The sequence below is a fragment of the Bradyrhizobium sp. B120 genome, from assembly GCF_049075665.1.
In the GTDB taxonomy this organism is placed as follows: Bacteria; Pseudomonadota; Alphaproteobacteria; order Rhizobiales; family Xanthobacteraceae; genus Bradyrhizobium.
Genome location: NZ_CP185242.1, coordinates 7037592 through 7060898, shown reverse-complemented (window position 1 = coordinate 7060898; position 23307 = coordinate 7037592). Strand labels below are relative to the sequence as shown.

General features: G+C 65.1%; 19 protein-coding genes. 9 read left to right on the top strand and 10 right to left on the bottom strand.

The genetic code is table 11. The annotated features are described in order from the left end of the window. Window positions 1-230 precede the first annotated feature (230 nt). The 3 genes from flhA to ACOIX3_RS32770 all read right to left on the bottom strand — a co-directional run bounded on the left by flhA (window position 231) and on the right by ACOIX3_RS32770 (window position 3273). Window positions 231-2363 (bottom strand): flagellar biosynthesis protein FlhA, encoded by a 2133-nt coding sequence (gene flhA / locus ACOIX3_RS32780; protein ID WP_420966106.1) that lies wholly within the window; start codon window positions 2361-2363, stop codon window positions 231-233. Between the two features lie 299 nt (window positions 2364-2662). Beyond that, entirely contained in the window at window positions 2663-2959 is a 297-nt protein-coding gene (locus ACOIX3_RS32775) for a hypothetical protein (protein ID WP_212316400.1), read from the bottom strand. A gap of 104 nt (window positions 2960-3063) precedes the next feature. Beyond that, a complete protein-coding gene (locus ACOIX3_RS32770) occupies window positions 3064-3273 on the bottom strand; it encodes a hypothetical protein (RefSeq protein ID WP_173638244.1) in 210 nt (69 codons plus the stop codon). Window positions 3274-3563: 290 nt separating this feature from the next. Between ACOIX3_RS32770 and ACOIX3_RS32765 the strand changes: the two genes are divergently transcribed. Both ACOIX3_RS32765 and ACOIX3_RS32760 read left to right on the top strand, forming a co-directional pair. Next, window positions 3564-3983 (top strand): hypothetical protein, encoded by a 420-nt coding sequence (locus ACOIX3_RS32765; protein WP_420966105.1) that lies wholly within the window; start codon window positions 3564-3566, stop codon window positions 3981-3983. A 143-nt stretch (window positions 3984-4126) separates the two neighbouring features. Next, window positions 4127-5326 (top strand): MFS transporter, encoded by a 1200-nt coding sequence (locus tag ACOIX3_RS32760; RefSeq protein WP_420966104.1) that lies wholly within the window; start codon window positions 4127-4129, stop codon window positions 5324-5326. Between the two features lie 4 nt (window positions 5327-5330). On the opposite strand, the gene ACOIX3_RS32755 is transcribed toward ACOIX3_RS32760, so the two are convergent. Then, on the bottom strand, window positions 5331-5822 hold the full coding sequence (locus ACOIX3_RS32755; RefSeq protein ID WP_176529592.1) for a MarR family winged helix-turn-helix transcriptional regulator: 492 nt from the start codon (window positions 5820-5822) through the stop codon (window positions 5331-5333). 328 nt (window positions 5823-6150) lie between these two features. Here ACOIX3_RS32755 and ACOIX3_RS32750 point away from each other — a divergent pair, with 328 nt between their 5' ends. Further along, window positions 6151-7710, top strand: a complete 1560-nt coding sequence (locus tag ACOIX3_RS32750; RefSeq protein ID WP_420966103.1) for a porin — start codon at window positions 6151-6153, stop codon at window positions 7708-7710. Window positions 7711-8409: 699 nt separating this feature from the next. After that, a complete protein-coding gene (locus ACOIX3_RS32745) occupies window positions 8410-9552 on the top strand; it encodes a dienelactone hydrolase (RefSeq protein ID WP_420966102.1) in 1143 nt (380 codons plus the stop codon). A 42-nt stretch (window positions 9553-9594) separates the two neighbouring features. Here the strand turns inward: ACOIX3_RS32745 and ACOIX3_RS32740 are convergent, their stop codons facing one another. The 3 genes from ACOIX3_RS32740 to ACOIX3_RS32730 form a co-directional block, all read right to left on the bottom strand. Beyond that, the gene (locus ACOIX3_RS32740; RefSeq protein WP_420966101.1) at window positions 9595-9999 is read right to left on the bottom strand and encodes a DUF4864 domain-containing protein; all 405 of its coding nucleotides are present in this window, start codon (window positions 9997-9999) and stop codon (window positions 9595-9597) included. Between the two features lie 98 nt (window positions 10000-10097). After that, window positions 10098-11633, bottom strand: coding sequence for a lysozyme inhibitor LprI family protein (locus ACOIX3_RS32735; protein WP_420966100.1), 1536 nt, complete (start codon window positions 11631-11633; stop codon window positions 10098-10100). Window positions 11634-11700: 67 nt separating this feature from the next. Beyond that, a complete protein-coding gene (locus tag ACOIX3_RS32730) occupies window positions 11701-12249 on the bottom strand; it encodes a cupin domain-containing protein (RefSeq protein ID WP_018273259.1) in 549 nt (182 codons plus the stop codon). A gap of 148 nt (window positions 12250-12397) precedes the next feature. Here ACOIX3_RS32730 and ACOIX3_RS32725 point away from each other — a divergent pair, with 148 nt between their 5' ends. Together ACOIX3_RS32725 and ACOIX3_RS32720 are read left to right on the top strand one after the other, a co-directional pair. Continuing rightward, on the top strand, window positions 12398-13726 hold the full coding sequence (locus tag ACOIX3_RS32725; protein WP_420966099.1) for an aspartate aminotransferase family protein: 1329 nt from the start codon (window positions 12398-12400) through the stop codon (window positions 13724-13726). Between the two features lie 106 nt (window positions 13727-13832). Next, the gene (locus tag ACOIX3_RS32720) at window positions 13833-15098 is read left to right on the top strand and encodes a D-amino acid dehydrogenase (RefSeq protein ID WP_420966098.1); all 1266 of its coding nucleotides are present in this window, start codon (window positions 13833-13835) and stop codon (window positions 15096-15098) included. Window positions 15099-15109: 11 nt separating this feature from the next. Here the strand turns inward: ACOIX3_RS32720 and ACOIX3_RS32715 are convergent, their stop codons facing one another. Next, complete coding sequence (locus tag ACOIX3_RS32715) at window positions 15110-16552, bottom strand: MATE family efflux transporter (protein WP_420966096.1); 1443 nt, start codon at window positions 16550-16552, stop codon at window positions 15110-15112. Window positions 16553-16664: 112 nt separating this feature from the next. On the opposite strand from ACOIX3_RS32715, the gene gcvA reads away from it, so the two are divergent. Next, window positions 16665-17543, top strand: a complete 879-nt coding sequence (gcvA, locus tag ACOIX3_RS32710) for a transcriptional regulator GcvA (protein ID WP_420966095.1) — start codon at window positions 16665-16667, stop codon at window positions 17541-17543. Between the two features lie 6 nt (window positions 17544-17549). Here the strand turns inward: gcvA and ACOIX3_RS32705 are convergent, their stop codons facing one another. Together ACOIX3_RS32705 and ACOIX3_RS32700 are read right to left on the bottom strand one after the other, a co-directional pair. After that, a complete protein-coding gene (locus tag ACOIX3_RS32705) occupies window positions 17550-20684 on the bottom strand; it encodes a multidrug efflux RND transporter permease subunit (RefSeq protein ID WP_420966094.1) in 3135 nt (1044 codons plus the stop codon). A 282-nt stretch (window positions 20685-20966) separates the two neighbouring features. Continuing rightward, window positions 20967-21611 carry a TetR/AcrR family transcriptional regulator gene (locus ACOIX3_RS32700; RefSeq protein ID WP_420966093.1) on the bottom strand — a complete coding sequence of 215 codons (645 nt, stop codon included), beginning with the start codon at window positions 21609-21611 and terminating at the stop codon, window positions 20967-20969. Between the two features lie 154 nt (window positions 21612-21765). Here ACOIX3_RS32700 and ACOIX3_RS32695 point away from each other — a divergent pair, with 154 nt between their 5' ends. Both ACOIX3_RS32695 and ACOIX3_RS32690 read left to right on the top strand, forming a co-directional pair. Beyond that, the gene (locus ACOIX3_RS32695) at window positions 21766-22263 is read left to right on the top strand and encodes a (2Fe-2S)-binding protein (protein ID WP_420966092.1); all 498 of its coding nucleotides are present in this window, start codon (window positions 21766-21768) and stop codon (window positions 22261-22263) included. Beyond that, the gene (locus ACOIX3_RS32690; RefSeq protein WP_420966091.1) at window positions 22260-23306 is read left to right on the top strand and encodes an FAD binding domain-containing protein; all 1047 of its coding nucleotides are present in this window, start codon (window positions 22260-22262) and stop codon (window positions 23304-23306) included. Before ACOIX3_RS32695 ends, ACOIX3_RS32690 begins: the two co-directional genes overlap by 4 nt. Window position 23307 lies beyond the last annotated feature (1 nt).

Sequence of the window (23307 nt, the reverse complement as noted above, 5' to 3'; positions counted from 1 at the left end):
CCACATTAACTGGATGTAATATCAGTAGCTTGCTTGGAAGCCGGATCATGTTACCTGAGATGGGGCCGTTCCGGACTGTTCCACATAAATCAGTTGCCTGTGGCGAGAAAGCACAGGCGAAAACGCAAATGATTTGCGCCGGCTAGCGCGTTTTCGAGCGAAGCCTGTCCCGCACTCGATGCGGGATGGACGCCGGTTCGCGTGAAGAAAACGCGTCCAAACAAGAAGCTCTACACGCTGCCGACGGTCTTCAGCCGGGCCCGGGGATGGATCTCGGCCTGCGACAAAACGGTGGTCTGCGAGCGGAACCGTTCCACCAGTGAGCGAACGAACGGCCGGATCGCGGCCGAGGTCACCAGCACCGGCGCCTCGCCTTCGCGCGCCGCCTGCTCGAAGGCGTTGCGCACGGCGGTCATGAATTCCGACAGCTTCGAAGGCTGCATCGCCAGGCTGCGGTCGTCGCCTTGGCCGACGATCGACTCGGCGAACGCCTGCTCCCAGCGCGCCGACAGCGCGATCAGCGGCAGATAGCCGTTCGGCGAGGTGTTCTGGGCGCAGATCTGGCGCGCCAGCCGGGCGCGGACATGCTCGACCATGGTGGCCGGATTGCGCGAGAACGCCAGCGCGTCGGCGATGCCCTCGAGGATGGTCGAAAGATCGCGGATCGAGATCCGCTCGGCGAGCAGCAATTGCAGCACGCGCTGGATGCCCGACATCGTGACCTGGCTCGGCACGATGTCCTTGATCAGCTCGCCCTGCTCCTTCGGCAGGTCCTTCAGCAGCTTCTGCACCTCGCCGTAGGACAGCAAGTCCGCCATGTTGGTCTTGAGCAGCTCGGTCAGATGCGTCGACAGCACGGTCGCGGCGTCGACCACGGTGTAGCCCTTCAGCGCAGCCTCTTCCTTCAGGCCGGCATCGACCCAGGTCGCCGGCAAGCCGAAGGTCGGTTCGATGGTGTGGATGCCCGGCAGCTGCACCTGGTTGCCGGAGGGGTCCATGACCATGAACTGGCTCGGCCAGATCTTGCCGGTGCCGGCGTCGACTTCCTTGATCTTGATGACGTAGCTGTTGGCCTCGAGCTGCACATTGTCGAGGATGCGCACCGCCGGCATCACGAACCCCATCTCGATCGCGAGCGAGCGGCGCAGCGCCTTGATCTGCTCGGTGAGGCGGTCGGTGCCGTCGGGGCCGTTGACCAGCGGCAGCAGCGCGTAGCCGAGCTCGATCTTGAGGTCGTCGATCTTCAGCGCGGCGGCGATCGGCTCTTCCGCGGCGGCAGCGGCGGCGGCCGCGGCTGCAGCGGGGGCGGCAGCGGCGGCGGCCTCGGCGGCGTTGGCGACCCGCTTCTTCTTGCGCGCGTTCCAGGCCAGCGCCGCGGCGCCGGAGCCCAGCGCCAGGAACGGCAGCGTCGGAATGCCCGGCAGCAGCGCCAGCACCAGCATGACGCCGGCCGACATGCCGAGCGCCTGCGGATAGCCGGAGAGCTGACGCATCAGCGCCTTGTCGGCGGCGCCGGTGATGCCGGCCTTGGAGACCAGGAGGCCGGCCGCGGTCGAGACGATCAGCGCCGGCACCTGGGTGACGAGGCCGTCGCCGACGGTCAGCACGGTGTAGGTGCGGGCGGCTTCGCCGAAGGAGAGGCCCTGCTGGGCCACGCCGATGATGATGCCGCCGACGATGTTGATGCCGACGATCAAAAGGCCGGCGATGGCGTCGCCGCGGACGAATTTCGAGGCACCGTCCATCGCGCCGAAGAAGCCGCTCTCGTCTTCCAGCGCCTTGCGACGCTCCTTGGCGGCCTTCTCGTCGATCAGTCCGGCGGACAGGTCGGCGTCGATCGCCATCTGCTTGCCGGGCATCGAGTCCAGTTGGAAGCGCGCCGCGACTTCGGCGATGCGGCCCGAACCCTTGGTGATGACCACGAAGTTCACGATCACCAGGATCGCGAACACGATGATGCCGATCACGAAGTTGCCGCCCATCACGAAGTTGCCGAACGCCTCGATGACGTGCCCGGCAGCCGCCGTGCCCTCGTGGCCGTGGCTCAGGATCAGCCGGGTCGAGGCCATGTTCAGCGACAGCCGCATCATGGTCGAGATCAGCAGGATGGTCGGAAACGACGAGAATTCCAGCGGCGCCTGGATGAACAGCGAGGTCATCAGGATCAGGATCGAGATCGTGATCGAGACCGCCAAAAACAGGTCGAGCACGATCGATGGCAGCGGCAGGATCAGCACCACCAGGATGGTGAGGACGCCGAGCGCCAGCGCGAGATCGCCGCGCTTGAAGATGTCGCCGATCTCGCCGAGGCTCGGCAATCCGCCCTTGCCTGCCGTGCCCTGACCCGCCGTGACGTCGACCATGGTAGCCGCTCTCCCTCGCGACTGGCGGCCGCGGCCGCCAAGCGTCTGCGCGACGGCCGCAGGGCCGCCGTTCCGAAAGTGAGGCACCGCGCTGGCGTTCACGGGGATCTCCGCCCGTTAGACGCGTTCGACGACACTCAACTTCACTCGGCAATTCTTGCCGGGTGTATGGTTAGCAAAGGGTTAATAAGTGCGTTTTGCGGGGGGGCGCGGGTCGTCGCAGGCACCGGGCATGGGGGATTTTCGGCCGCGAGGGGCGGCGGGACCGCCCGGCCGTTCCAGCGGCGGGTTCGCTGCCTCTATCTCAGCGCGCCGAGCACGACGCCCGATGCGGCGATGAGGCCGAGCGTGATGACGCTGGCACGCCACAGCAATTGCTGCCGGGCGGCGCGCCGGTCGTGGAAGGCCAGCCAGTCGTGGACAAAGCCCGCGGGAATGTCGAACACCACCGCAAGCTCGTCGCGATAGTGCGTCTCATGCTCGCAATACATCGTGCGGACCGTCGGCACGCCCAGCCGCTCGAGCTCGCAATGCCACTCCCAGGCATGCTTGCCGTTGGTCCAGCGATTTTCGAAAGGGATCACGTGTGATTCCATGACGAGCCTCCTGGCCCACCCTTGAACCTCACGTGGCAAGTCTAGCTCAATATCCGGACCGGCGCGAGATCGGCGTCGGCTGGCCGAGGCCGATCATGGCGGCGTCAATTGGCTGAGAGCATCCATCGGCGCCAATGCGTCGGCTGGATGTCGAGATGCCTGCTGCCGGCATGGTCGACCCATTCGGCGCCGTCCCGGTGGCACGGGAACATCAACGCGTGCACCATGCCGTCATAGTCGAGGACACAGACCTCGAGCTCCCGGTCCGACGGCGCCGACGCGACGGGTAACCACTCTGCTGACGACGAATGCATGACGATCCTCCGACGATATGCGCTTCGATCCTTTACCTTGCGAGCTGCGCGCCATCCGGGCGGATGATAGGTCCGGACGGCGAGCCGCCAATGTGAACCGGCTCGCATTGTAGCAGTTTTTCTCATCAGCATGGATCACGGTTCGACGGATGATATTCCCGCTTGATCGGTCCGTTGCGATCGCTGCGGTGCACGATGCGGATTGAACTTTCGCGGCCGGGCCGACGACCAAACGCCAGCAACGCCATCAGCCGCCAGAGGCATCCATGTCGAACCGGGCAGGTCGAACCATGACAGCAGGCATTGCTGCCGCGATCGCACTGCTGTCGGTGCGGGCGTCCGCCGTGACGCTGCCGGACGACCGGGCCTGGATGATCCGCATGATCGCCTGCAAGGGTAACGGCGTCCTGATGGAGGTCTACCTGCCGCAATCCGTCGTCTTCGCGCCGCATGGCGGCATGGCCGCGGGCAAGACGGCGGACGGCTACTACACGCTCGATCTGACCGAGCTCAACAAGGGCAAGGACCTCGAGCCGGTGCATGTGACGATGAGCGCGGACAAGAAGTCCGTCACCGTCGACCAGTACACGCGCGGCTTGCCGCCGACCCGCATACCGGTCGGCGGCGGCACCGTGGATTTCGATCAGCGCTTCGGCATCGGCGCGAAGTGCGGTCCGTTCCAGGCGCAGGATCCCAACTACGGCAATTGAGCCGCCTCACGCGCCGGTGTAAGTGGCGCGTCCCCTTGCTGGCGCATGCCTAATCTCTCGGCATGTGGCTTGACCCGCAGGCAAATGCCGACGAAGTTCCGCGTGCCGTGGTAATTTCTTCTGAATTTTCCCCTGAAGCCGCAGTGTTCATTCCCGACTCGCGCCGGGCATGGCTGCGCCTTGCCATAGCCGTGGTGATCGGCTCGCTCGGCAGCGTCGGCATGTGGTCGGTCGTGGTGGCGTTGCCGGCGGTGCAGACCGACTTCGGCGCGACCCGCGGAACGGCGTCGCTCGCCTTCACGATGGTGATGCTGGGCTTCGGCCTCGGCCAGGTCGTGACCGGCAAGATCAGCGATCGCTATGGCATCGTCGCGGCGATCGGCGCCGGGATCGGCATTCTCGGCCTCGGCTATATCGGCGCCGGCTATGCGCCGTCGATCTGGGCCTTCATCCTGGTGCATTTCGCGATCGGCCTGTCGTCGGCCGCGACCTTCGGTCCCCTGATGGCGGAGGCCTCGCACTGGTTCGAGCGCTACCGTGGCCTTGCGGTCGCGATCGCCGCCAGCGGCAATTATGTCGGCGGCACGGTATGGCCGCCGCTGGTCAATTTCGGCATGCAGAGCGTCGGCTGGCGCACCACCCATATCGCGATCGGCATCTTCACCGCGATCGCGATGGCGCTTGCGCTCGTGGTGCTGCGTTTGTTGATGGGCGCGGCGACCCGGCGCAGCCATGTCAACGCGGCACCGCCGCGGGTCGACATGCGGCTCTCCACCAACGCACTGACCGCGATCCTGTCGCTCGCGTCGATCTCCTGCTGCGTGGCGATGTCGATGCCGCAGGTTCACATCGTCGCCTATTGCGGCGATCTCGGCTACGGCGTGGCGCGCGGCGCCGAGATGCTGTCGCTGATGCTGGGCTTCGGCATCATCAGCCGGATCGGCTCCGGCTTCCTCGCCGACCGGATCGGCGGCATCCGCACCCTCTTGATCGGCTCGATCGCGCAGGGCGCGGCGCTGCTGTTCTACCTGTTCTTCGACAGCCTGACCTCGCTCTACGTCATCTCGGCGATGTTCGGCCTGTTCCAGGGCGGCATCGTGCCGAGCTACGCCATCATCGTCCGCGAGGCGATGCCGGCCTCCGAGGCCGCGACCCGGATCGGCATCGTGATCTTCGCCTCGGTGTTCGGCATGTCGTTCGGCGGCTGGATCTCGGGCGTGATCTTCGACACCACCGGCTCCTATGCCGCGGCCTTCGCCAATGGTCTCGCCTGGAACCTGCTCAATGTCAGCATCATCCTGCTGCTCATGATGCGGTCGCGGCAGCGGCTGGCGATCGCGTGATCCACTAAAGATCGACCGAGATTCTCGCGATCGCCTTTTCCAGCCGGCTCTTGATGGAATCCATCTTGCCGGTCAGTTGCAGCAGCTCCCGCAGATCGAGGTCGGCATAGACGAACTCGTTCAACTCTTTGCGTTGCGCGGACAGGTTCGCCATCTGCTTCTTGGCGTGCTCGGTCAGTGACAGGTTCACGACCCGGGCATCCTCGGTCGAACTCTTGCGGCGCACGAGGTTCTTCTTTTCGAGCAGCTTCGATTGCGTCACCACAAACGACTGATCGACGCGCAGTGCCCTCGACACCGCGCCGACGGGCAGGCCGACGCTGCGGTCCTCGGCATTCGCCAGCACCGTCATGATCATCCATTGCGGACCGGTGATTCCGATCATCTTGGCCCAGATGCTGCGCAACTCGTCGAGGCGGATGCTGGTCGACACGATCTCCCAAGCCAATCGCTCAGCCGCGTCCTGCAGTTTGTCGGTCGATTTGCGCTCGGTCATGACCTACCTTAACAAAAATTCATCTTCACAGATATCGAGCAATTTTTGAAGCGGGCGCCGTGACGAAAATGTTCGTCGATGCGTTGCCTGAATGACACATGGCTGTGCAAACATAGAATGACTAACTAATATAAGTTGAATATGTGACTACCCGATTGCATTGTTCCCCGTCGGAGATGGGGGGCATCCACCATCTCACGCCTGCAGTGGCCGAGTTGACCACGAGCATCTTGAAAATGGCTGCGCCGCAGCGGTTTTCGGGAGGGGAACGTTTGTCGCTTTGCCAGCAGAGCAAGGCATCACTTGAAGGCATCACTTGGAGGATAGCATGAAGATCGTAAAGGGCCTTTTGTTGGGCTCGGTGGCAACTCTCGCCGCGAGCAGTGGAGCCATGGCGGCCGACCTTCCGGTCAAGGCCAAGGCAGTCGAATACGTGAAGGTCTGCTCGCTCTATGGTCCGGGCTTCTACTTTATTCCGGGCACCGACACCTGCATCAAGCTGGGCGGCTACTTGCGCATGGACGTTCTGGCGAACACCAACTCGGACCACACCGGCAACTACGCCGGCGCTGGCGGCGCACAGAACCGCTTCACCAACGGCTACACCTGGCGCTCGCGTGAAGACCTCAACGTCGACACCCGCACCGCGACCGAATACGGCGTGGTCCGTACCTTCTTCGATGCGACCTTCAGCTGGACCTCGGACAGCTATGGCGCGGGCGCCGCGGCAGGCTCGACGGTCTACTCGCCGATCGGAACGTCTGCTGCCCCGAACAACGCAAGTGCAGGCGGTGTCGCCGCCGGCACGGTCGGCGTCTACTACGCCTTCGTCCAGTTCGCCGGCTTCACCATGGGTAAGGCGGTGTCGCAGTTCTCGGCGCCGTGGGCCAACTATCCGGGCAACAACTTCGATGGTCTCGTCGGCGGCGGCGGCACGATCACCGGTGTGAACCAGTTCACCTACACCGCGCAGTTCGGCAACGGCGTGTCGCTGGCCCTGTCGGCCCAGGATCAGTCGGCCTACTATCAGGCCGGCGTGCAGAATCTCGGTGTGGTCGGTACCGGCGCGCTCGGTCCCTACGGCGCGAGCGACTATGCCGGCACGATCGCTCCGGATCTGGTCGCGTCTCTCCGCGTCGACCAGGCCTGGGGTCTGTTCCAGGCGTCGTTCGCGGCGCATGACAATCACGCGGCCTACTACGGCGCCACCGAGTTGACCGGTCATCCGGACGACAAGTGGGGTTGGGCGGGTCAGTTGGCCCTGTCGATCAAGAACATCCCGACCGGACCTGGCGACACCATCAACGTCCAGGGCGTCTATACCAACGGCGCAACGCGCTACAACATCCAGGATCTCTCGGGTGCCGGTGCGTTCACCTCCTTCGGCAACACCAGCGTTCCCGGTGCCTATCAGAGCATCGGCTTCGGCATCGCGCCGGACAGCGTGTTCGTCAGCGGCGGCTCGCAGCAGCTGATCACGACGTACGGCGTGCGCGGTGCATACGTCCACAACTGGAATCCCTATTGGAACACCAGTGTCTACGGTGCGTGGGCCCAGGTTAATTACAACAGCACCGCCAAGGGCTACATCTGCGGCCCCGGCGGGACTGGCGTGGGCGGATCGTTCGGCGTGCTAATCGGCGCTACCTCGAATCTGACCTCGTGCAACCCCGACTACAGCGTTGCTCAGATCGGTACGCAGACCCAGTGGACCCCGGTGAAGAACCTGACCTTCTCGGCTGACTTCACCTACACCCATCTGGATCAGAACTACGCCGGCACCATCACCTATCCGGGTAGCGCTGCGATCGGCAAGCCGGCCGCCGTCTACTCTCTCAGCAACCAGGATACCTACATGTTGCTGCTGCGCGCGCAGCGCAACTGGTAAAGCCGGGTTGATCCGGACTTGATTGCTACCCAAAGCCTCGACGGGAAACTGTCGAGGCTTTGATTTTGAAAGAAGAGTCTATTGTATGATTTACTAACATTAGTCTATCATGTACAAACCAAGCGTCGGTTGCTCTGCCGACCATGACGAGGAGATATCAGACTTCTTCATGAACTAACCTCCAGAACCTCCGGCAATGCCCTGCCGGAGGTTTTTCATTTGAGGCGGTACGTCAAGGACGGCAACACCGCACCCGTCTAGCGGTGCGGGGATAAGCCAGCACGCGCTCAAGCGGTCTCTCCTTGCGAAGTCACGGCTGAGTGAGTGGTTGCATGCCGGTTCTCGCGATTCCGTGAGCGCGCCGGCGGCAAGTTCGCCACGCGAGACAGGCAAGTTGGCGGTATCCGGAACATTTCCGAGCATTTGCTCGGCAACGATTGCTGCAGCAACATTCGGCCCTCAGGCATAAGCGCAACGCATTCCTGCGCCGCCATATCAACATTTGCCGCCGCCGAATTACTTCAATTATATGAAGCCCAATTGGAATAATTTCTTGGGAGAGCCGCGTGATTGGCGTTTGCGATTTCGGCGCCAGTTTTTTCGCGGCGACCGAAGCGGCGGCTCGTCGACCCCAACGGGCGGACTCGTACCTTTCACGCGTACCGGCAGCGGAGCCGGGTGCGAACGAGTTGACGAAACATGCATGACCACTGTGGGGCGCGTGGAGCCTCGTCAAGCAGCGTCGAGTTCGATGACAAGGGCTGGCCTGCCTGGCCGGATCGCGAGGATCTGTCGGCGGAGTTCATCAAGCTGCTGGCCGCCGCACAGGAAGGCGGCTCGACGGTCTCCGAATGCTGGCTGACCTTGAGCAAGATCAACCTTGCCTCGGAGAGCTCGTGGTCGGAAGAGTGGATCAAGACCGCGGAACTGAACGAGGCGAGAGCTGAGCTTTCGTTGCTGAACAACAATCTGGTCACCGCCCGCCGCAACTGGCTTCGGGCGACCACCTACTTTCACGCTGCCGTAAGGCCTCCCGGATATGCCAACGATTGGCTGAACCGTGCCGTCGACGGCATGCGGCGATGCGCAACCAGCTTCTTGAAGACCCGCCTTCCGGCCGGCCAGGTGCTCTCGATTCCCTGGACCGAAGACCTGTCTCTTCAAGCCTACTACCTACCGTCAACCTTGCGCGACGATGGACCCGTCATCGTGTGCATAGGCGAGCCGGGTTCCTACAAGGAAGAGTTGATCACCAAATACGCAGGTCATGCCAACGAGCGCGGGTTCTCGCTTCTCGCCGTGGATCTGCTGGGGATCCAGACCGCCTTGTCGCCGGAACGGCTCGAGGGCCACAAGTTCGAAGCGGCGATGAGCCGCGTGCTCGACTTTCTTTCGGAGCAGCCCGGTGTCGACAGCACGCGGATCGCCATCGTGGCGGATGCCTGCAACTCGTCCCTGGTCGCTCGCGCAGCCGCAAGTGATGCCCGGTTTGCCGCGGCAGTTTGCGACGCGGGCATCTGGGACTCGCACGAGAAGAGCTTCTTTTATCGGCAAGCAGGCGACGGTGAGCAGGCCGGATGGCTCGATGAAGCCAACGCGATCTCGCGAAGCATCGATTGTCCGCTCCTCGTCACCGCGGGTGAGGGCGGCTGGCTCCTTCCGGGCGCCCTGATCGAATTCGGCAACCAATTGAGCAGCATTCATCGCGACGCCAGCCTGATCCTGTTCCGGCGCGCCGAGACCGCTGCCATGCAGGGGCATATCGACAACCCCACACTGGCCAATGAAGTCATCTTCGACTGGCTTGAAGACAGGCTCCGGCTGCGAAAGGGCTTGTCCTGAAGCGACTCGTTGAAGGTGACCGTTGCGGACCGATCCGTGCGGTCACACTGCTTGGCCGGCCTTCAGCAATGAGCAGCCGGTGATCTTCAAGCTGCCGTCGGCCTGCCGCTCCAGCGTGTAGAGCGCCTCCCACGCCTCGCCATTGGCGTCGATGATCTGAACGCGTTGCGCGATCCGGTCGCCTTCGCTGCGCGCCTCGCCGAACTCGAAGCTCCTGTGGCGATAGACCGGCGCGTATTGGTTCTGCACCATCGACATGAAGATATCGGCCTGCGGAAAGATCTGCCGGATCGCGGGCGCGGCATAGGAATAGGCCGCCGCGGCGTCGTCGCGGCCGAACGCCTGCTCCTGGGCGCGGATCACGTCCTGCGCGGCACCAACGTCGTCGGCGATGGCGGGCGAGGCGAGGGCGACCAGAACGGCGGCAATGAGGGCGATCACGCGCATGCGGGGCTCCATGTCGGGTGCCAGCAGATACGCATCCTACCACGCGCCGGTTTCCGTCGGTTGGGATGGCGTTCCGTTGGCGCGCGGTCTCGCCTCCGTCAGCGGATCGAGCCCTTGAAATTGTCGATGTCGGGCGAGGGACGGGCGGGAAACAGCCGCGCGGTCGAGGAGTTGTCGAGCCGGCGCTTGCATTTTGCCTCGTCGGCGCTGTCTTCGCTGCCGTCCTTCCCGGTGCGCTTCCTGGCGAAGGCATCGTCCTGTCGGTTGACGATCAGCATCGCATGGTCGCGCTCGAGCGTATCCGGATTCTTGCGCTGCTCGTCGGAGCGGAACGCGCCGCCGGTGATCTTGCCCGTCATCTCGTAGTCGCAGCCGGCCTTCCAGTCACCCTGGTCCCACTTCCATCCGGCCGCTTTCAGCGTGCCGTCTTTCTCAACGGTGACCTTGATGACGGCGTTATAGGCCAGCCAGATGCCGGCAAGCCCGCTGCGCTTGTCGTCAAAGCCTTCGAGCAGCGCCAGGCGTTCGCGCTGCAAGCCGTTGACGTGATCGCGCGCATCGACGGTGAAGTGGACCTGCGAGCTCTGCTTGTTCCAGGCCGGATGCAGGAATTCCGGGTATTGTTCGGTCTGGCTCTTCACCCAGTTGCGCTGGTCCTCGATCAGCGCGCGCCGCGTCGCCTCGTCGAGCCGCGGCTGCAACGCCTTCCAGGCGCGGTTCAGCCGCTGGTCGTTGTCGGCGAGATCAGGATCGGCGCAGATTTCCTCGTCGGTCGCGGTCTCGGGCCTGCTGCAGTCGAAGGTCGGCGCGACGAACGCGGTGTCGGCCTTGTCGGATGCCGCATCCTTGCCGGCGGCGAAATAGCTGCCGGTGACCTGCCACATCGACGAGCAGTCGTTGAGCCCGTCAAACTCCTCGTCATCGATGGTGCCGACGACCCGCAAGGTCTCGCCCTGGCGGCGGAGTTTGATTGACGGCGGCTTGCTTGAGGCGGCGGCATCGGTCGCCACGTCGGTCTTGGGCTTGTCGGGCGGCGTCTCCACCTCGATCACCACGGGGCCGGAGAGCCAGGCAGTCCCCGAGGGCTTCAGATCGGCGGTCAGCTTGCAGGTTCGCCTGCGGTCGCCGCCATAGTCGCCGCGCAGATCGGCGGCGAGGCGGTAGGCGCCGCCCTCGGTCGGCGTCAGCGTGAGGTGGCCGAAGGCATTGACCCAGTTGCCTGACAGGCCCGGACGGCCGGATGCGATGCCCTCGAGCGCGGCCGCGCGGCGGCGCAAGGTCGCGGCGAAACCTGCTTTCAGCTCGTCCTCGTCGGTATCGGCGAGCACTTCCGCGGCGTCGATGATCATCTCGTTGAACCAGGCCTGGTCGCGCTTCAACAGCGGCTTGACGTTCGCCGGCAGCTTGGGAAGCGCCGCGTCGAACGCCTTGTCGATCTGCGCCACGAGCTTGTCGGTGCCGGCCTTCTTGCAGTCGGCGGTCTTGATCCGGGCGTCGCCGCCAGCGCCGCACAGGCTGATCGCGGTCGGCGCGCTGCTCGATGCGCGCAGGAAATCGTCCATCGCAGCCGACGCGCCGGGCGCAAGGACCAAGATGGCCGCGACGGCGGCCGCAAGCCGTGGGGAGCAAGGCATCGACGTCACCCGCGAGGCCGCGACATGCGGCCCTTGCGGCTTGGGTCGCGCAGCGCCTGCGCCGGGTTCAAAATGTCGGCGGCGTGCAGGCCGAAATCACCTCGCACGGCTTGGCGCCGATGCAGCGGAAGCGGTGCGGGCGGCGGCTTTCGAAGTAATAGGCGTCGCCGGCGTTGAGCACCCGCCGCTCGTCGTCGACAGTGACCTCGAGCCGGCCCGAGACCACGATGCCGCCTTCCTCGCCCTCATGCACCAGCGGCACCCGGCCGGTGTCGCTGCCGGGCTCGTAGCGCTCTTTCAGGATCTGCAACGCACGTCCGAACAGGCTGTCGCCGATCTGGAGGTAGGAGATCGGCTTCTTGCCGATCTCGGTCAGCTCATCGGCGCGGTAGAACGCCTTGCGCGGCCGCTCCGGCTCGATCGCGAAGAATTCCGCAAGCCCCATCGGAATGCCGTCGAGGATCCGCTTCAGCGCGCCGACCGACGGGTTCATCTGGTTGGATTCGATCAGCGAAATCGTCGAATTGGTGACGCCGGAGCGCTTGGCGAGCTCGCGCTGCGACAGCTTGTGCCGCGCGCGGATGAATCGAAGCCGACCGCCGATGTCGACGCTCATGACAGATCCCTGTTGCAGGTGTTGCGGATCGAACAAATAGTCGCAGACCGCCTCAACAAGATCAATGGCTTGCTGTGCGACAGAAAAGGACTTGTTGAGTACCGTGAAGAGTGGTCCGACTACGCATCCCCAGCCCATGGAGTGCACCGTGACCGTTCATCAGATTCCGAACACCATCAAGACCGATTCGTTCTGGATGCCCTTCACGGCCAATCGGCAGTTCAAGAAAGCGCCGCGGCTGTTCTCCTCCGCCAAGGGCATGTACTACACCTCGGTCGACGGCCGGCAGGTGATCGACGGCTCCGCCGGTCTCTGGTGTGTCAACGCCGGCCATGGACGCCCGCAGATCGCGGCCGCTGTCGAGCGCCAGCTGTCCACGCTGGACTTCGCGCCCTCCTTCAACATGGGCCATCCGCTGGCGTTCGATTTTGCCGAGCGCCTCGCCGAGATCGCCCCGAAGGGGCTGGATCGGATCTTCTTCACCAATTCGGGCTCTGAATCGGTCGATACCGCGCTGAAGATCGCGCTGGCCTATCATCGCGCCGCCGGCCAGCCGACCCGCACCCGTCTGATCGGCCGCGAGCGCGGCTATCACGGCGTCGGCTTCGGCGGCATGTCGGTCGGCGGCATGGTCGCCAACCGCCGCCAGTTCGCGACCCATCTGCCCGGTGTCGACCATATCCGTCATACCCATGATCTCGCCCGCAACGCCTTCGCCAAGGACCAGCCGGACCACGGCGCCGAGCTCGCCGACGACGTCGAGCGGATGGTCGCGCTGCATGGCGCAGACACCATCGCGGCCGTGATCGTCGAGCCGGTGCCCGGTTCGACCGCGGTGCTGCCGGCGCCGAAGGGCTATCTGCAGCGCCTGCGCGAGCTCTGCACCAAGCACGGCATCCTGTTGATCTTCGACGAGGTCATCACCGGCTTCGGCCGCCTCGGCACCCCGTTCGCCGCCAATTTCTACGGCGTGACGCCGGACATGATGACGACCGCCAAGGGCATCACCAACGGCACCGTGCCGTGCGGCGCGGTGTTCGCCAGCCGCCAGGTCCATGACGGGCTGATGGTCGGTCCGGACAACGCCATGGAGCTGTTCCACGGCTACACCTATTCGGCGCATCCGGTGGCCTGCGCGGCGGGTCTTGCCACGCTCGATATCTACAAGGACGAGGGTCTCTTGACCCGCGGCGCCTCGCTCTCCGATTACTGGCGCGATGGCCTGCACTCGCTCAAGGGCCTGCCGAACGTCGTCGACATCCGCAACCAGGGCCTGATGGGCGCGATCGAGCTCGCGCCGCGTGATGGGGCCGTCGGTGCGCGCGGCTACGACGTCATGGTCGATTGCTTCAATCGCGGCCTCTACTTCCGCATGAGCGGTGACTCGCTGGCGCTGTCGCCGCCCCTGATCGTCGAGAAGTCGCATATCGACGACATCGTCTCGATCCTCAGCGACGCCATCAAGCGCGTGGCCTGATAATTGCTAGCTAAATTATAGCTAGCTCTACAAATTGCTGTCGCCGTTGCGAAGCAGAGTGGTTTCGCAGCGGCGATTGCGTTTTCGCTGCAGGATGTGAGGAAAAGTGAAGGTCCTTGTTCTCGGCAGTGGCGTGATCGGCGTCACCTCGGCCTATTATCTTGCGCGCGCCGGCCATGAGGTGACGGTGATCGACCGTCAGCCGAAGCCTGCGCTCGAAACCTCCTTTGCCAATGCCGGCGAAGTGTCGCCGGGGTATTCGTCGCCCTGGGCCGGCCCCGGCGTGCCGGTGAAAGCGGTGAAGTGGCTGCTGATGAAGCACGGCCCGCTGGTGATCCGCCCGAAGCTCGATCCCGTGATGTGGCTCTGGCTGCTGAAGATGCTGCGCAACTGCACCACGTCGCGCTACGCGGTGAACAAGAGCCGGATGATCCCGATCGCGGAATACAGCCGCGACTGCCTGCAGGCGCTGCGCAATGACATCGGCATCCGTTACGACGAACGTGCGCAGGGCACACTGCAACTGTTTCGCGAGCAGGCCCAGCTCGACCACACCGGCGATGACATCGCTGTGCTGAAGCAATACGGCGTCCCGTTCGAGGTGCTCGACCGTGAGGGCTGCATCAAGGCCGAGCCGGCGCTGGCCGGCGTGAAGCAGAAATTCGCCGGCGGGCTGCGGTTGCCGCATGACGAGACCGGCGACTGCCACATGTTCACCCAGGCGCTCGCGCTGGAGGCCGAGAAGATCGGCGTGCGCTTCAACTTCAATGTCGGCATCGACGGCTTGAACGCCGATGCCATTCGCATCACCGGCGTTGCGACCAGCGCCGGCCTGATGACCGCGGATGCCTATGTGCTGGCGCTCGGCAGTTACTCGCCGCATCTGGTGCGGCCGCTCGGCATCTCGCTGCCGGTCTATCCGGTGAAGGGGTATTCGATCACGGTGCCGATCAAGGACGCATCCGGCGCGCCTGAATCCACCGTGATGGACGAGAGCTACAAGGTCGCGATCACCAGGCTCGGCGACCGCATTCGGGTCGGCGGCACCGCCGAGATCTCGGGCTATTCGACCAAGCTCTACGACGCGCGGCGCGCGACGCTGGACCACTCGCTGACCGATCTGTTTCCGCGCGGCGGCGACCTGCCCAAGGCCACCTTCTGGTGCGGCCTGCGCCCGATGACGCCGGACGGCCCGCCGGTGATCGGCGCGACACGGTTCGCCAACCTGCACCTCAACACCGGCCACGGCACGCTCGGCTGGACCATGGCCTGCGGCTCGGGCCGGGTGCTGGCCGACATGCTCTCCGGCAAGAAGCCCGAGATCGACACCAAGGAGCTGTCGATCAATCGCTACGATGTCAGGTTCGGGTGAAAGCGAGCGGGCTATTCGTAGCCCGCTCGCCGGATCAGCGACGGCAGTGCGAACAGGCCGAACGCGACCATGCCGACTGCGACGGCTGCGAAATTCCAGGTGACGTCCGCCTTCAACGCGACCACCGCGTAGCCTCCGGCGACGGCGATCGCGGCCCTGAGCAGCGCGGCGAGCACAGAGGCCTCCATTCGCCGGGTCGCCTGGCCGGCGCAGTAGAGCACGTAGCCGAGTCCGAAGAAGCCGAAGAACGGTCCGACGCGGTGCAGATACTCTGCGCCGATCTGCAGCACGGCGGGGTCCTGGCTGAACAGCCCGATCCAGGCTTCGGGGAAGGCCGCCGCAGCCAGCCCGATCAGCTCCGTGAGCGTGCAGGCCATCACAATCCCGATCCATGACGTCTTCACCGCGCGGTCGATCCGGCCGGCGCCGAGATTGGCGCTGATGATGATGCCGACCGGTCCGCCGATGCCGTAGGCCAGCGGCACCAGCAGAAACTCGAGCCGCGAGCCCGCGCCGTAGCCGGCCAGCGCCTCGACGCCGCCGATCGCGACATAGGCGGTGACGATCGCAAGCGTGAGATTGGTGGTGGCCGACACGACGGCCGACATGCCGCCGACGCGAAGGATCGCCAGCATTGGCGCAAGCGAGAGCGCCGGGATGCGAAACGACGGCTTCAGCGCGCCAAAGTGGCCCCAGAGGTAGATCGCATAGGCCAGCGTTCCGAACGCGTAGTACACGAGCATCGCGACCGCGCCGCCGGAGGGGCCGAGGCCCTGATGGCCGAACGCGCCGAAGATCAGCGCCGGCGACAGCGGCAGCAGGATCAACGCGCCGCTGCAGACCACGATGACCGGGACCAGCAGATTGCCGGTGCCGCGCACCACGGCCAGCAGCAGGTTGAACAGCCAGATCGGGATCGCGCCGGCAAAAATGATGCCGGAATAGGACAGCGCGATCGCAAGCGCGTTGCCCGAGATGCCCATCGTGCCGTAGAGCTGCGAGCCCAATGTCAGCATCACGACCGATGTCGCGAGGCCGAGCAGGACGCCGAGCACCACGGCGTACCACGCGTAGTCGCTGGCGTCGCCGATCCGGCCGGTGCCGAGCGCACGCGCGACCGTCGTGACGAAGCCGCCGCCGATCGCACCCTGCGCGATCGCCACCACCAGCGACACCAGCGGAAACACCGGCGCCACGCCGGCAAGCGCATCGACGCCGGTGCGCGAGACGAAATAGACCTCCAGCAAGCCGATCAGGATCTGCACGGTCATGACGGTGGCGTTGGGCAGCGCAAGCCGCAGGATCAGCGGCGCGATCGGCTGCTCCAGCAGCATGCGGGTGCGCGGATCGAGATCGGCGGCCGCGGCGCGCGGCGGCGCGTTTACGTTACGCTGCGGGCAACGCGCGTCGGACGGTGCTTCGGTTCGGCGCAATAGAACGGCGGAAGAGGACATCGCAGGTGCTCCAGGGTGCGCGGTCTCGGCACCCGCTCAACTAGTCCCGGCGCGGCGACGGAGCGAACGATATGATTTGACAGCACTTGTTAGCGTTCCTAACAATCGCCGAATGGCCCCGTTGCCGCCGTTGGAGACCCTGCGCGTGTTCGAGGTGGCTTGCCGTCACGGCAGCTACTCGGAAGCTGCGCGCGAGCTGCATGTGACGCACAGCGCGGTGAGCCAGCGCATCCGGCAGCTGGAAGAGGAGCTCGGCCTGACGCTGTTCGAGCGGAAGGGCAACCGGATGGTGCCGACGCCGGCCGGGCTGCGGCTGCAGGCCGGCGTCAAGGGCGCGTTTTCGGAATTGAATGCGGCGCTCGGCAGCCTTCATACGCGTCGCGCCGACGCCGAGCTGACCGTGAGCCTGTTGCCGGTGATGGCGGCGCGCTGGCTGGTTCCGCGGCTGTCGCGCTTCACGGCCCGCTATCCCACCATCAACCTGCACATCAAGACCGGTCAGGCGCTGGCCAACTTCAAATCCGATGGCGTCGACATCGCGATCCGGTTCGGCACCGGCGACTGGAAGGGGCTTCGCGCCATCAAGCTGTTCGGTGAAGAGTTTTTCCCGGTGTGCAGCCCGAGCCTCAACGGCGGCCGATTACCGAAAGATCCGGTTGCGATGCTGTCGGAGCCGCTCCTGATCGACCGTAATCTGTCATGGCGCGCCTGGTTCAAGTCGGCGGGTCTGAAGCTCGACCGAGACATCGTCGGCACGTCCTTTACCGATACCAACGCGCTGATGGAGGCGGCCGTAACCGGGCAGGGCATTGCGCTCGGGCGCCTCTCGATCACACGATCGGACATGCTGGCGGGGAAACTGGTGCGCCTGTCCGACCACAGTCTGCGCGTGGCCTATTGCCACTATGCGGTCTATCCGACGTCCTCGGAGTCCAATCCCGCGCTGGTCGCTTTCCGGGACTGGCTGGTGGAAGAGGCGCAACGCGCCTGAGCTGCGCTATTCGGCGGCATCGCGGTCCACGGACGGTTCGACATCGTCGTCTCGTTTCGTCGCCGTCCAATTCGAAAGCGCGTTCGAGAACCTGTCGAGATAGAGATACACGACCGGCGTCGTGAACAGCGTCAGCGCCTGGCTCACGATCAGGCCGCCGACCATCGCATAGCCGAGCGGCTGACGAATTTCCGCGCCTGTTCCGGTGCCCAGCATCAGCGGCACGCCGCCGAGCAGGGCGGCCATCGTCGTCATCATGATCGGGCGGAAACGTAACAGCGCCGCCTTCCGGATCGATTCACGCGGCGACAAATGCTCCTCGCGTTCGGCGGCGATCGCGAAGTCGACCATCATGATGCCGTTCTTCTTCACGATCCCGATCAAGAGAATAATGCCGATCAGCGCGATCAGGCTGAAGTCGAACCCGAACGCCATCAGGATCGCCAGCGCACCGACGCCGGCCGATGGCAGGGTGGACAGGATCGTGAGCGGATGGATGTAGCTTTCATAGAGCATGCCGAGGATCAGATAGACCACGACCAGCGCGGCCAGGATCAGCAGCGGCACCGAGCTCAGTGATTGCTGGAACGCCTGCGCGGTGCCCTGGAAGCTCGAACTGAGCGTGGCCGGCGCCCCCAGATTGGCGACGGCGTCCTGGATCGCGTCGGTGGCCTGGCCGAGCGCGACCCCTTGCGCCAGGTTGAAGCTGATGGTGGTCGCAGGAAACTGCCCCTGGTGGGCGATTGCGAGCGGGCGCACCGGAACCGTCGTCCACTTGCAGAACACCGAGAGCGGGACTTCGTCGCCCGTCGCCGGCGACTTGATGTAGAGCTTGTTGAGCGTGTCGAGCTTGCCCTGCAACTCGGGGAGGATCTCCAGGATGACGTGATAGCTGTTGAGCTGGGTGAAGTATTGGGCCACCTGGCGCTGGCCGAACGCGTCGTACAGCGTATCGTCGATCAATTGTGGCTGGATGCCGTAGCGCGACGCGGTGTCGCGATCGATGGTCATCGTCAGCGTCGTTCCCTCGGTCTGCTGGTCGGTGGCGACGTCGCGCAATTCGGGCAGGGTTTTCATGCTGGCCAGGATCTTCGGCGCCCATTGGTTCAGCTCGGCGAGGTTGGCGTCCTGCAGTGTGTATTCGAATTGCGTCCGGGTGGCGCGGCCGCCGAGCCGGACGTCCTGCGACGCTTGCATGTAGAGCCGTGCACCCTCGACCGCCTCGAGCTTCGGCCGCAGCCGCGCGATGATCTGCTGCGCGTCCGCGTTGCGCTCCTCGTGCGGCTTCAGCGTGATGTACATGCGGCCCGAATTCAGCGCGGTGCCGCCGCCGCCGATGAACTCGGCCATGCTGTCGACCGCGGGATCGGCCCGGACGATCCGGCTGAGCTCTTCCTGATGCTGCTTCATGTCGGCAAACGAGATGTCCTGGGCCATCTCCGACACGGCGTTCAGGAAGCCGTTGTCCTGTTGCGGGAAGAATCCCTTGGGAATGATCACGAACAGATAGACCGACAGTGCCAACGTCGCGAAGAAGATGCAGAGCGTGGTCCGGCTCCAGCTCAATGCCAGATCGAGGCCGCGCTCATAGCCATGTAGCATCCTGTCGAATGCCGCTTCGCTCCATTGGTAGAGCCGTCCGTGTTTCGTTTCGCCACGCGCGCGCAGGAAGCGCGATGCCATCATCGGCGTCAGCGTCAGCGACACCACCAGCGAGACGAAGATCGCCATCGCCAGGGTCACCGCAAACTCGCGAAACAGCCGGCCGATGACGCCTCCCATCAGCAGCAGCGGGATCAGCACCGCGACCAGCGAAATGCTGATCGACAGGATCGTGAATCCGATCTCGCCGGCGCCCCGCAGCGCCGCGGCAAGCGGCCGTTCGCCCTGCTCGACGTAGCGCGTGATGTTCTCCAGCATGACGATGGCGTCGTCGACCACGAAGCCGACCGCAATCGTCAGGGCCATCAGCGAAAGGTTGTCGAGCGTATAGCCGAACACCCACATCAGCGCGCAGGCGCCGAGCAGCGCGAGCGGCACGGTGACGGCGGGAATCACCGTGGCCCAGAAGCTGCGCAGGAAGATGAAGATCACCATGACGACCAGAACGATGGTGATCAGCAGCGTGATCTGCACGTCCTCGACGGCGGCGCGGATGGTCAGTGTCCGGTCGCTGATGATCTTGATCTTGATGGCGGGCGGAATCGCGGCAATCAGTCTCGGAAGCTGCGCCTTGATCCTGTCGACCGTGCCGATGACGTTGGCGCCGGGTTGCTTGAAGATGACGAGGAAGACGCCGCGCTTGCCGTCCGCCCAGGCGGCCTGCTTCATGTCTTCCGGCCCGGCGACGGCCTGGCCGATGTCGCGAATCCGCAACGGGCCGCCGTTGCGGTAGGCGACGATGACGTCATTCCAGTCCTTGGCGTCCGGCAGCTGATCGTTGGCGTAGATCGTGTAGGCGCGGCTGGCGCCGTCGATGTTGCCCTTCGGGCTGTCGACCGTCGTGATGGCGATCTGGCTGCGGATGTCTTCCAGCGAGAGCCCCTTGGCGACCAGCTTGGCGGGATCGATCTGCACCCGGATCGCGGGCTTCTGCTGTCCGCCGATGAACACCTGGGCGACGCCGGAAATCTGGCTGATCTGCTGCCCGAGCTGGGCGTCGACCGCGTCGCTCACCCTGATCAGAGGCAGGGTGTCGGAGGTCGCCGACAACAGCAGGATCGGCGAGTCCGCCGGGTTGACCTTGCGATAGGTCGGCGGCGACGGCAGGTTCTTGGGCAGCTGGCCGCCGGCGGCATTGATCGCCGCCTGGATGTCGTTGGCGGCGCCGTCGATGTTGCGGTTCAGATCGAACTGGATGGTGACCGCGGTCGACCCGAGTGAGCTCGTCGAGGTCATTTGCGCGATGCCGGGAATCTGCGCGAATTGCCGCTCCAGCGGCTGCGCAACCGAGGAGGCCATGGTTTCGGGGCTGGCGCCGGGCAGGCTCGCCGAGATCTGGATGGTCGGAAAGTCGACCTGCGGCAGCGGCGCGACCGGCAGCAGTGGATAGGCGACGATGCCGACGAACAGAATGCCGGCCATCAGCAGCGAGGTGCCGATAGGGTAGCGGATAAACGGAGATGAGATGCTCTCGTTCATTTCGGCAATCCAAATGAACGGCAGGCGCATCTTTTCCCGAACGGCGGGAGTCGTCCTCGAAAGCTCGAGCGCGAACGCGCGTTTCCTCGCCATGGCCAATCGGCAGATCGCGGAGTTGGCTCTCGCGTCTACCTGTTTTTTGCCAGCATAGTCATTCCCGGGGACGACGCGCGAATGGAAACACCGGATCGCCCATTCGACCTTCGTTCAATGGCCGGAGTCCGCACGCCCAACACGTCGCCTTCGCGCGGAGTATTTCTGATGACGATAAATTTGTAGCAGCTACGACGAGCGCGGCCGGTCGGCCTTCTTCTTCGCGGGTTTCGCCGTGGATGCTGCCTTGGCCGCCGGCTGCACCCGCAGCCCGTCCACGAACACATCCAACAGCCTGAGTGCCGTGGTCTGCCAGCCCGGCTGGTCGTGCATGTAGCACATGCCGATCAGCGCGCGCAGCACGTCCTCGGCGCTGATGTCGTTGCGGATCGCGCCGGCCGCGACGGCGCGCGCGAGCAGGGTGCCGATCGCTTTGGTAAGGCGGTCGAACGAATAGGCGTGCAGCTCGGTCGAGCCGTGCGCGACCAGCGCGAGCGCTGCGACCATGCCCTTCTTGGTGGCGACGAATTCCACATTGGCGCGCAGCCAGCGCCGCAGCGCCTCGACCGGCTCGGGGGCGCATTGCAGTTGCTCGGCAAGATCGCCGAGCTGCTCGACCTCGCGGCGATAGACCGCCTCATACAGCGCCTCGCGGGTCGGGAAGTGGCGATACAGCGTGCCGATGCCGACGCCGGCATGGCGCGCGACCGCCTCCAGACTCGCCTCGCTGCCGCCGGCCGAGAACACGGCCTTGGCCGCTTCCAGCACGCGCTCGCGATTGCGCACGGCGTCGGCGCGCGGCTTGCGGACAATTTCTGGTGATGAGGTGGCCATTCCTTTTTCTTTTTACCCTCCCTTGTAAACGGAGGATGCCTCCGTATATGGCGACCAGCACCGGGCCTGACAAGGCGCGCCGATCATGCATCGGCGGCCACGGGTTCGCGTTGCCTCGATTCAACCCGACCATACACGGATCGGAGCGCCTTGCATGAATCTCTCCATCAGTCTCACCATCAACGGTGTCCGCCGGGATATTGCCCTCGACGACCCCCGCGTCACCCTGCTCGACCTGTTGCGCGAGCGGCTCGACCTCACCGGAACCAAGAAGGGGTGCGACCGCGGCCAATGCGGCGCGTGCACCATCCTGGTCGACGGCCGCCGCATCAATTCCTGCCTCGCGCTCGCCGTCAGCCATGACGGCGCCGAGATCACCACCATCGAAGGCGTCGGGCGCGGCGGCGAGCTGCACCCGGTGCAGGCCGCCTTCATCGCCCATGACGGCTTCCAGTGCGGCTTCTGCACCCCGGGCCAGATCATGAGCGGCATCGGCCTGATCCAGGAAGGGCAGGCCGGCGACGACCCCGAGCGCGTGCGCGAATGCATGAGCGGCAATCTGTGCCGCTGCGGCGCCTATCAGGGGATCACCGAAGCCGTGCTCGAGGCACAATCCAACATGACCGCCAGCAAGCAGAGGCGCTCCGCATGATGAATTTCGATTATGTCAGGCCGGCCAGCGTCGCGGACGCTGTTGCGGCGGCCTCTGAGAAGGGCGCGAGCTATCTCGCCTCCGGCACCAACCTGCTCGATCTGATGAAGGGCGGCGTCAGCCGGCCGAGCCGTCTCGTCGACGTCACGCGTCTGCCCGGGCTCGATCGTATCGAGCAGCTCGCCGACGGTAGCTTGCGCATCGGCGCGCTGGTGCGCAACGCCGATCTCGCCCATGACGCCGCGTTCGCGCGCAACTATCCCGCGGTCGCCGAAGCGCTGCTGTCGGGCGCGTCGGCACAGCTGCGCAATGCCGCGACCGTCGGCGGCAATCTGATGCAGCGGACGCGCTGCGCCTATTTCTACGACGCCGGCAGCGCCTGCAACCGGCGCTGGCCGGGCGCCGGCTGCGACGCGCTCAACGGCGAGAACCGCCTGCACGCGGTGCTCGGCTGGAGCGAGGGCTGCATCGCCACCCATCCGTCGGATTTCTGCGTGCCGCTGGTCGCGCTCGACGCGGTGGTCGAGATCGAGGGCAAGGGCGGCCGGCGCGATCTGCCGCTTGAGGCGCTGCATCGTTTGCCCGGCGAGACGCCGGAGCGCGAGACCGCGCTGGAGCGCGGCGACCTGATCGTCGCGCTGCGGCTGCCGGCCGAGGCGCAAGGTTTTGCCAGGCACGCCCGCTACATCAAGGTGCGCGAGCGCACGTCCTATGCCTTCGCCGTGGTCTCGGCCGCAGCTAGCCTGCGCATCGAGGACGGCAAGATCCGCGAAGCCCGGCTCGCGCTCGGCGGCGTCGCGGCAAAGCCGTGGCGGGCGCGCGAGGCCGAGCAGGTGCTCGCCGGCGCCGCGCCCGATGCGGCTGTCTATCGCGAGGCGGCGTGCGCCGCGCTCGCCGGCGCAAAGCCGTCCGGCGACAACGCCTTCAAGATCGAGCTCGCGCAACGCATCGTCGTGCGCGCGCTCACCCTTGCCGCCGCAGGCACGCCGGACCGTATTGCCGCGCTGCCCGGCTCTCCCTTCTCATCCGTTGCAGGAGCGTAAC

What these genes read in the sequence shown, in the direction of transcription:
- ACOIX3_RS32750 (WP_420966103.1), top strand. Translation starts at nt 6,151, where the DNA reads ATGAAGATCGTAAAGGGCCTTTTGTTGGGCTCGGTGGCAACTCTCGCC.
- ACOIX3_RS32745 (WP_420966102.1), top strand. Translation starts at nt 8,410, where the DNA reads ATGCATGACCACTGTGGGGCGCGTGGAGCCTCGTCAAGCAGCGTCGAG.
- ACOIX3_RS32740 (WP_420966101.1), bottom strand. Translation starts at nt 9,999, where the DNA reads ATGCGCGTGATCGCCCTCATTGCCGCCGTTCTGGTCGCCCTCGCCTCG.
- ACOIX3_RS32730 (WP_018273259.1), bottom strand. Translation starts at nt 12,249, where the DNA reads ATGAGCGTCGACATCGGCGGTCGGCTTCGATTCATCCGCGCGCGGCAC.
- ACOIX3_RS32705 (WP_420966094.1), bottom strand. Translation starts at nt 20,684, where the DNA reads ATGAACGAGAGCATCTCATCTCCGTTTATCCGCTACCCTATCGGCACC.
- ACOIX3_RS32765 (WP_420966105.1), top strand. Translation starts at nt 3,564, where the DNA reads ATGACAGCAGGCATTGCTGCCGCGATCGCACTGCTGTCGGTGCGGGCG.
- ACOIX3_RS32770 (WP_173638244.1), bottom strand. Translation starts at nt 3,273, where the DNA reads ATGCATTCGTCGTCAGCAGAGTGGTTACCCGTCGCGTCGGCGCCGTCG.
- ACOIX3_RS32715 (WP_420966096.1), bottom strand. Translation starts at nt 16,552, where the DNA reads ATGTCCTCTTCCGCCGTTCTATTGCGCCGAACCGAAGCACCGTCCGAC.
- ACOIX3_RS32695 (WP_420966092.1), top strand. Translation starts at nt 21,766, where the DNA reads ATGAATCTCTCCATCAGTCTCACCATCAACGGTGTCCGCCGGGATATT.
- flhA (WP_420966106.1), bottom strand. Translation starts at nt 2,363, where the DNA reads ATGGTCGACGTCACGGCGGGTCAGGGCACGGCAGGCAAGGGCGGATTG.
- ACOIX3_RS32700 (WP_420966093.1), bottom strand. Translation starts at nt 21,611, where the DNA reads ATGGCCACCTCATCACCAGAAATTGTCCGCAAGCCGCGCGCCGACGCC.
- ACOIX3_RS32735 (WP_420966100.1), bottom strand. Translation starts at nt 11,633, where the DNA reads ATGCCTTGCTCCCCACGGCTTGCGGCCGCCGTCGCGGCCATCTTGGTC.
- ACOIX3_RS32690 (WP_420966091.1), top strand. Translation starts at nt 22,260, where the DNA reads ATGATGAATTTCGATTATGTCAGGCCGGCCAGCGTCGCGGACGCTGTT.
- ACOIX3_RS32755 (WP_176529592.1), bottom strand. Translation starts at nt 5,822, where the DNA reads ATGACCGAGCGCAAATCGACCGACAAACTGCAGGACGCGGCTGAGCGA.
- ACOIX3_RS32775 (WP_212316400.1), bottom strand. Translation starts at nt 2,959, where the DNA reads ATGGAATCACACGTGATCCCTTTCGAAAATCGCTGGACCAACGGCAAG.
- gcvA (WP_420966095.1), top strand. Translation starts at nt 16,665, where the DNA reads ATGGCCCCGTTGCCGCCGTTGGAGACCCTGCGCGTGTTCGAGGTGGCT.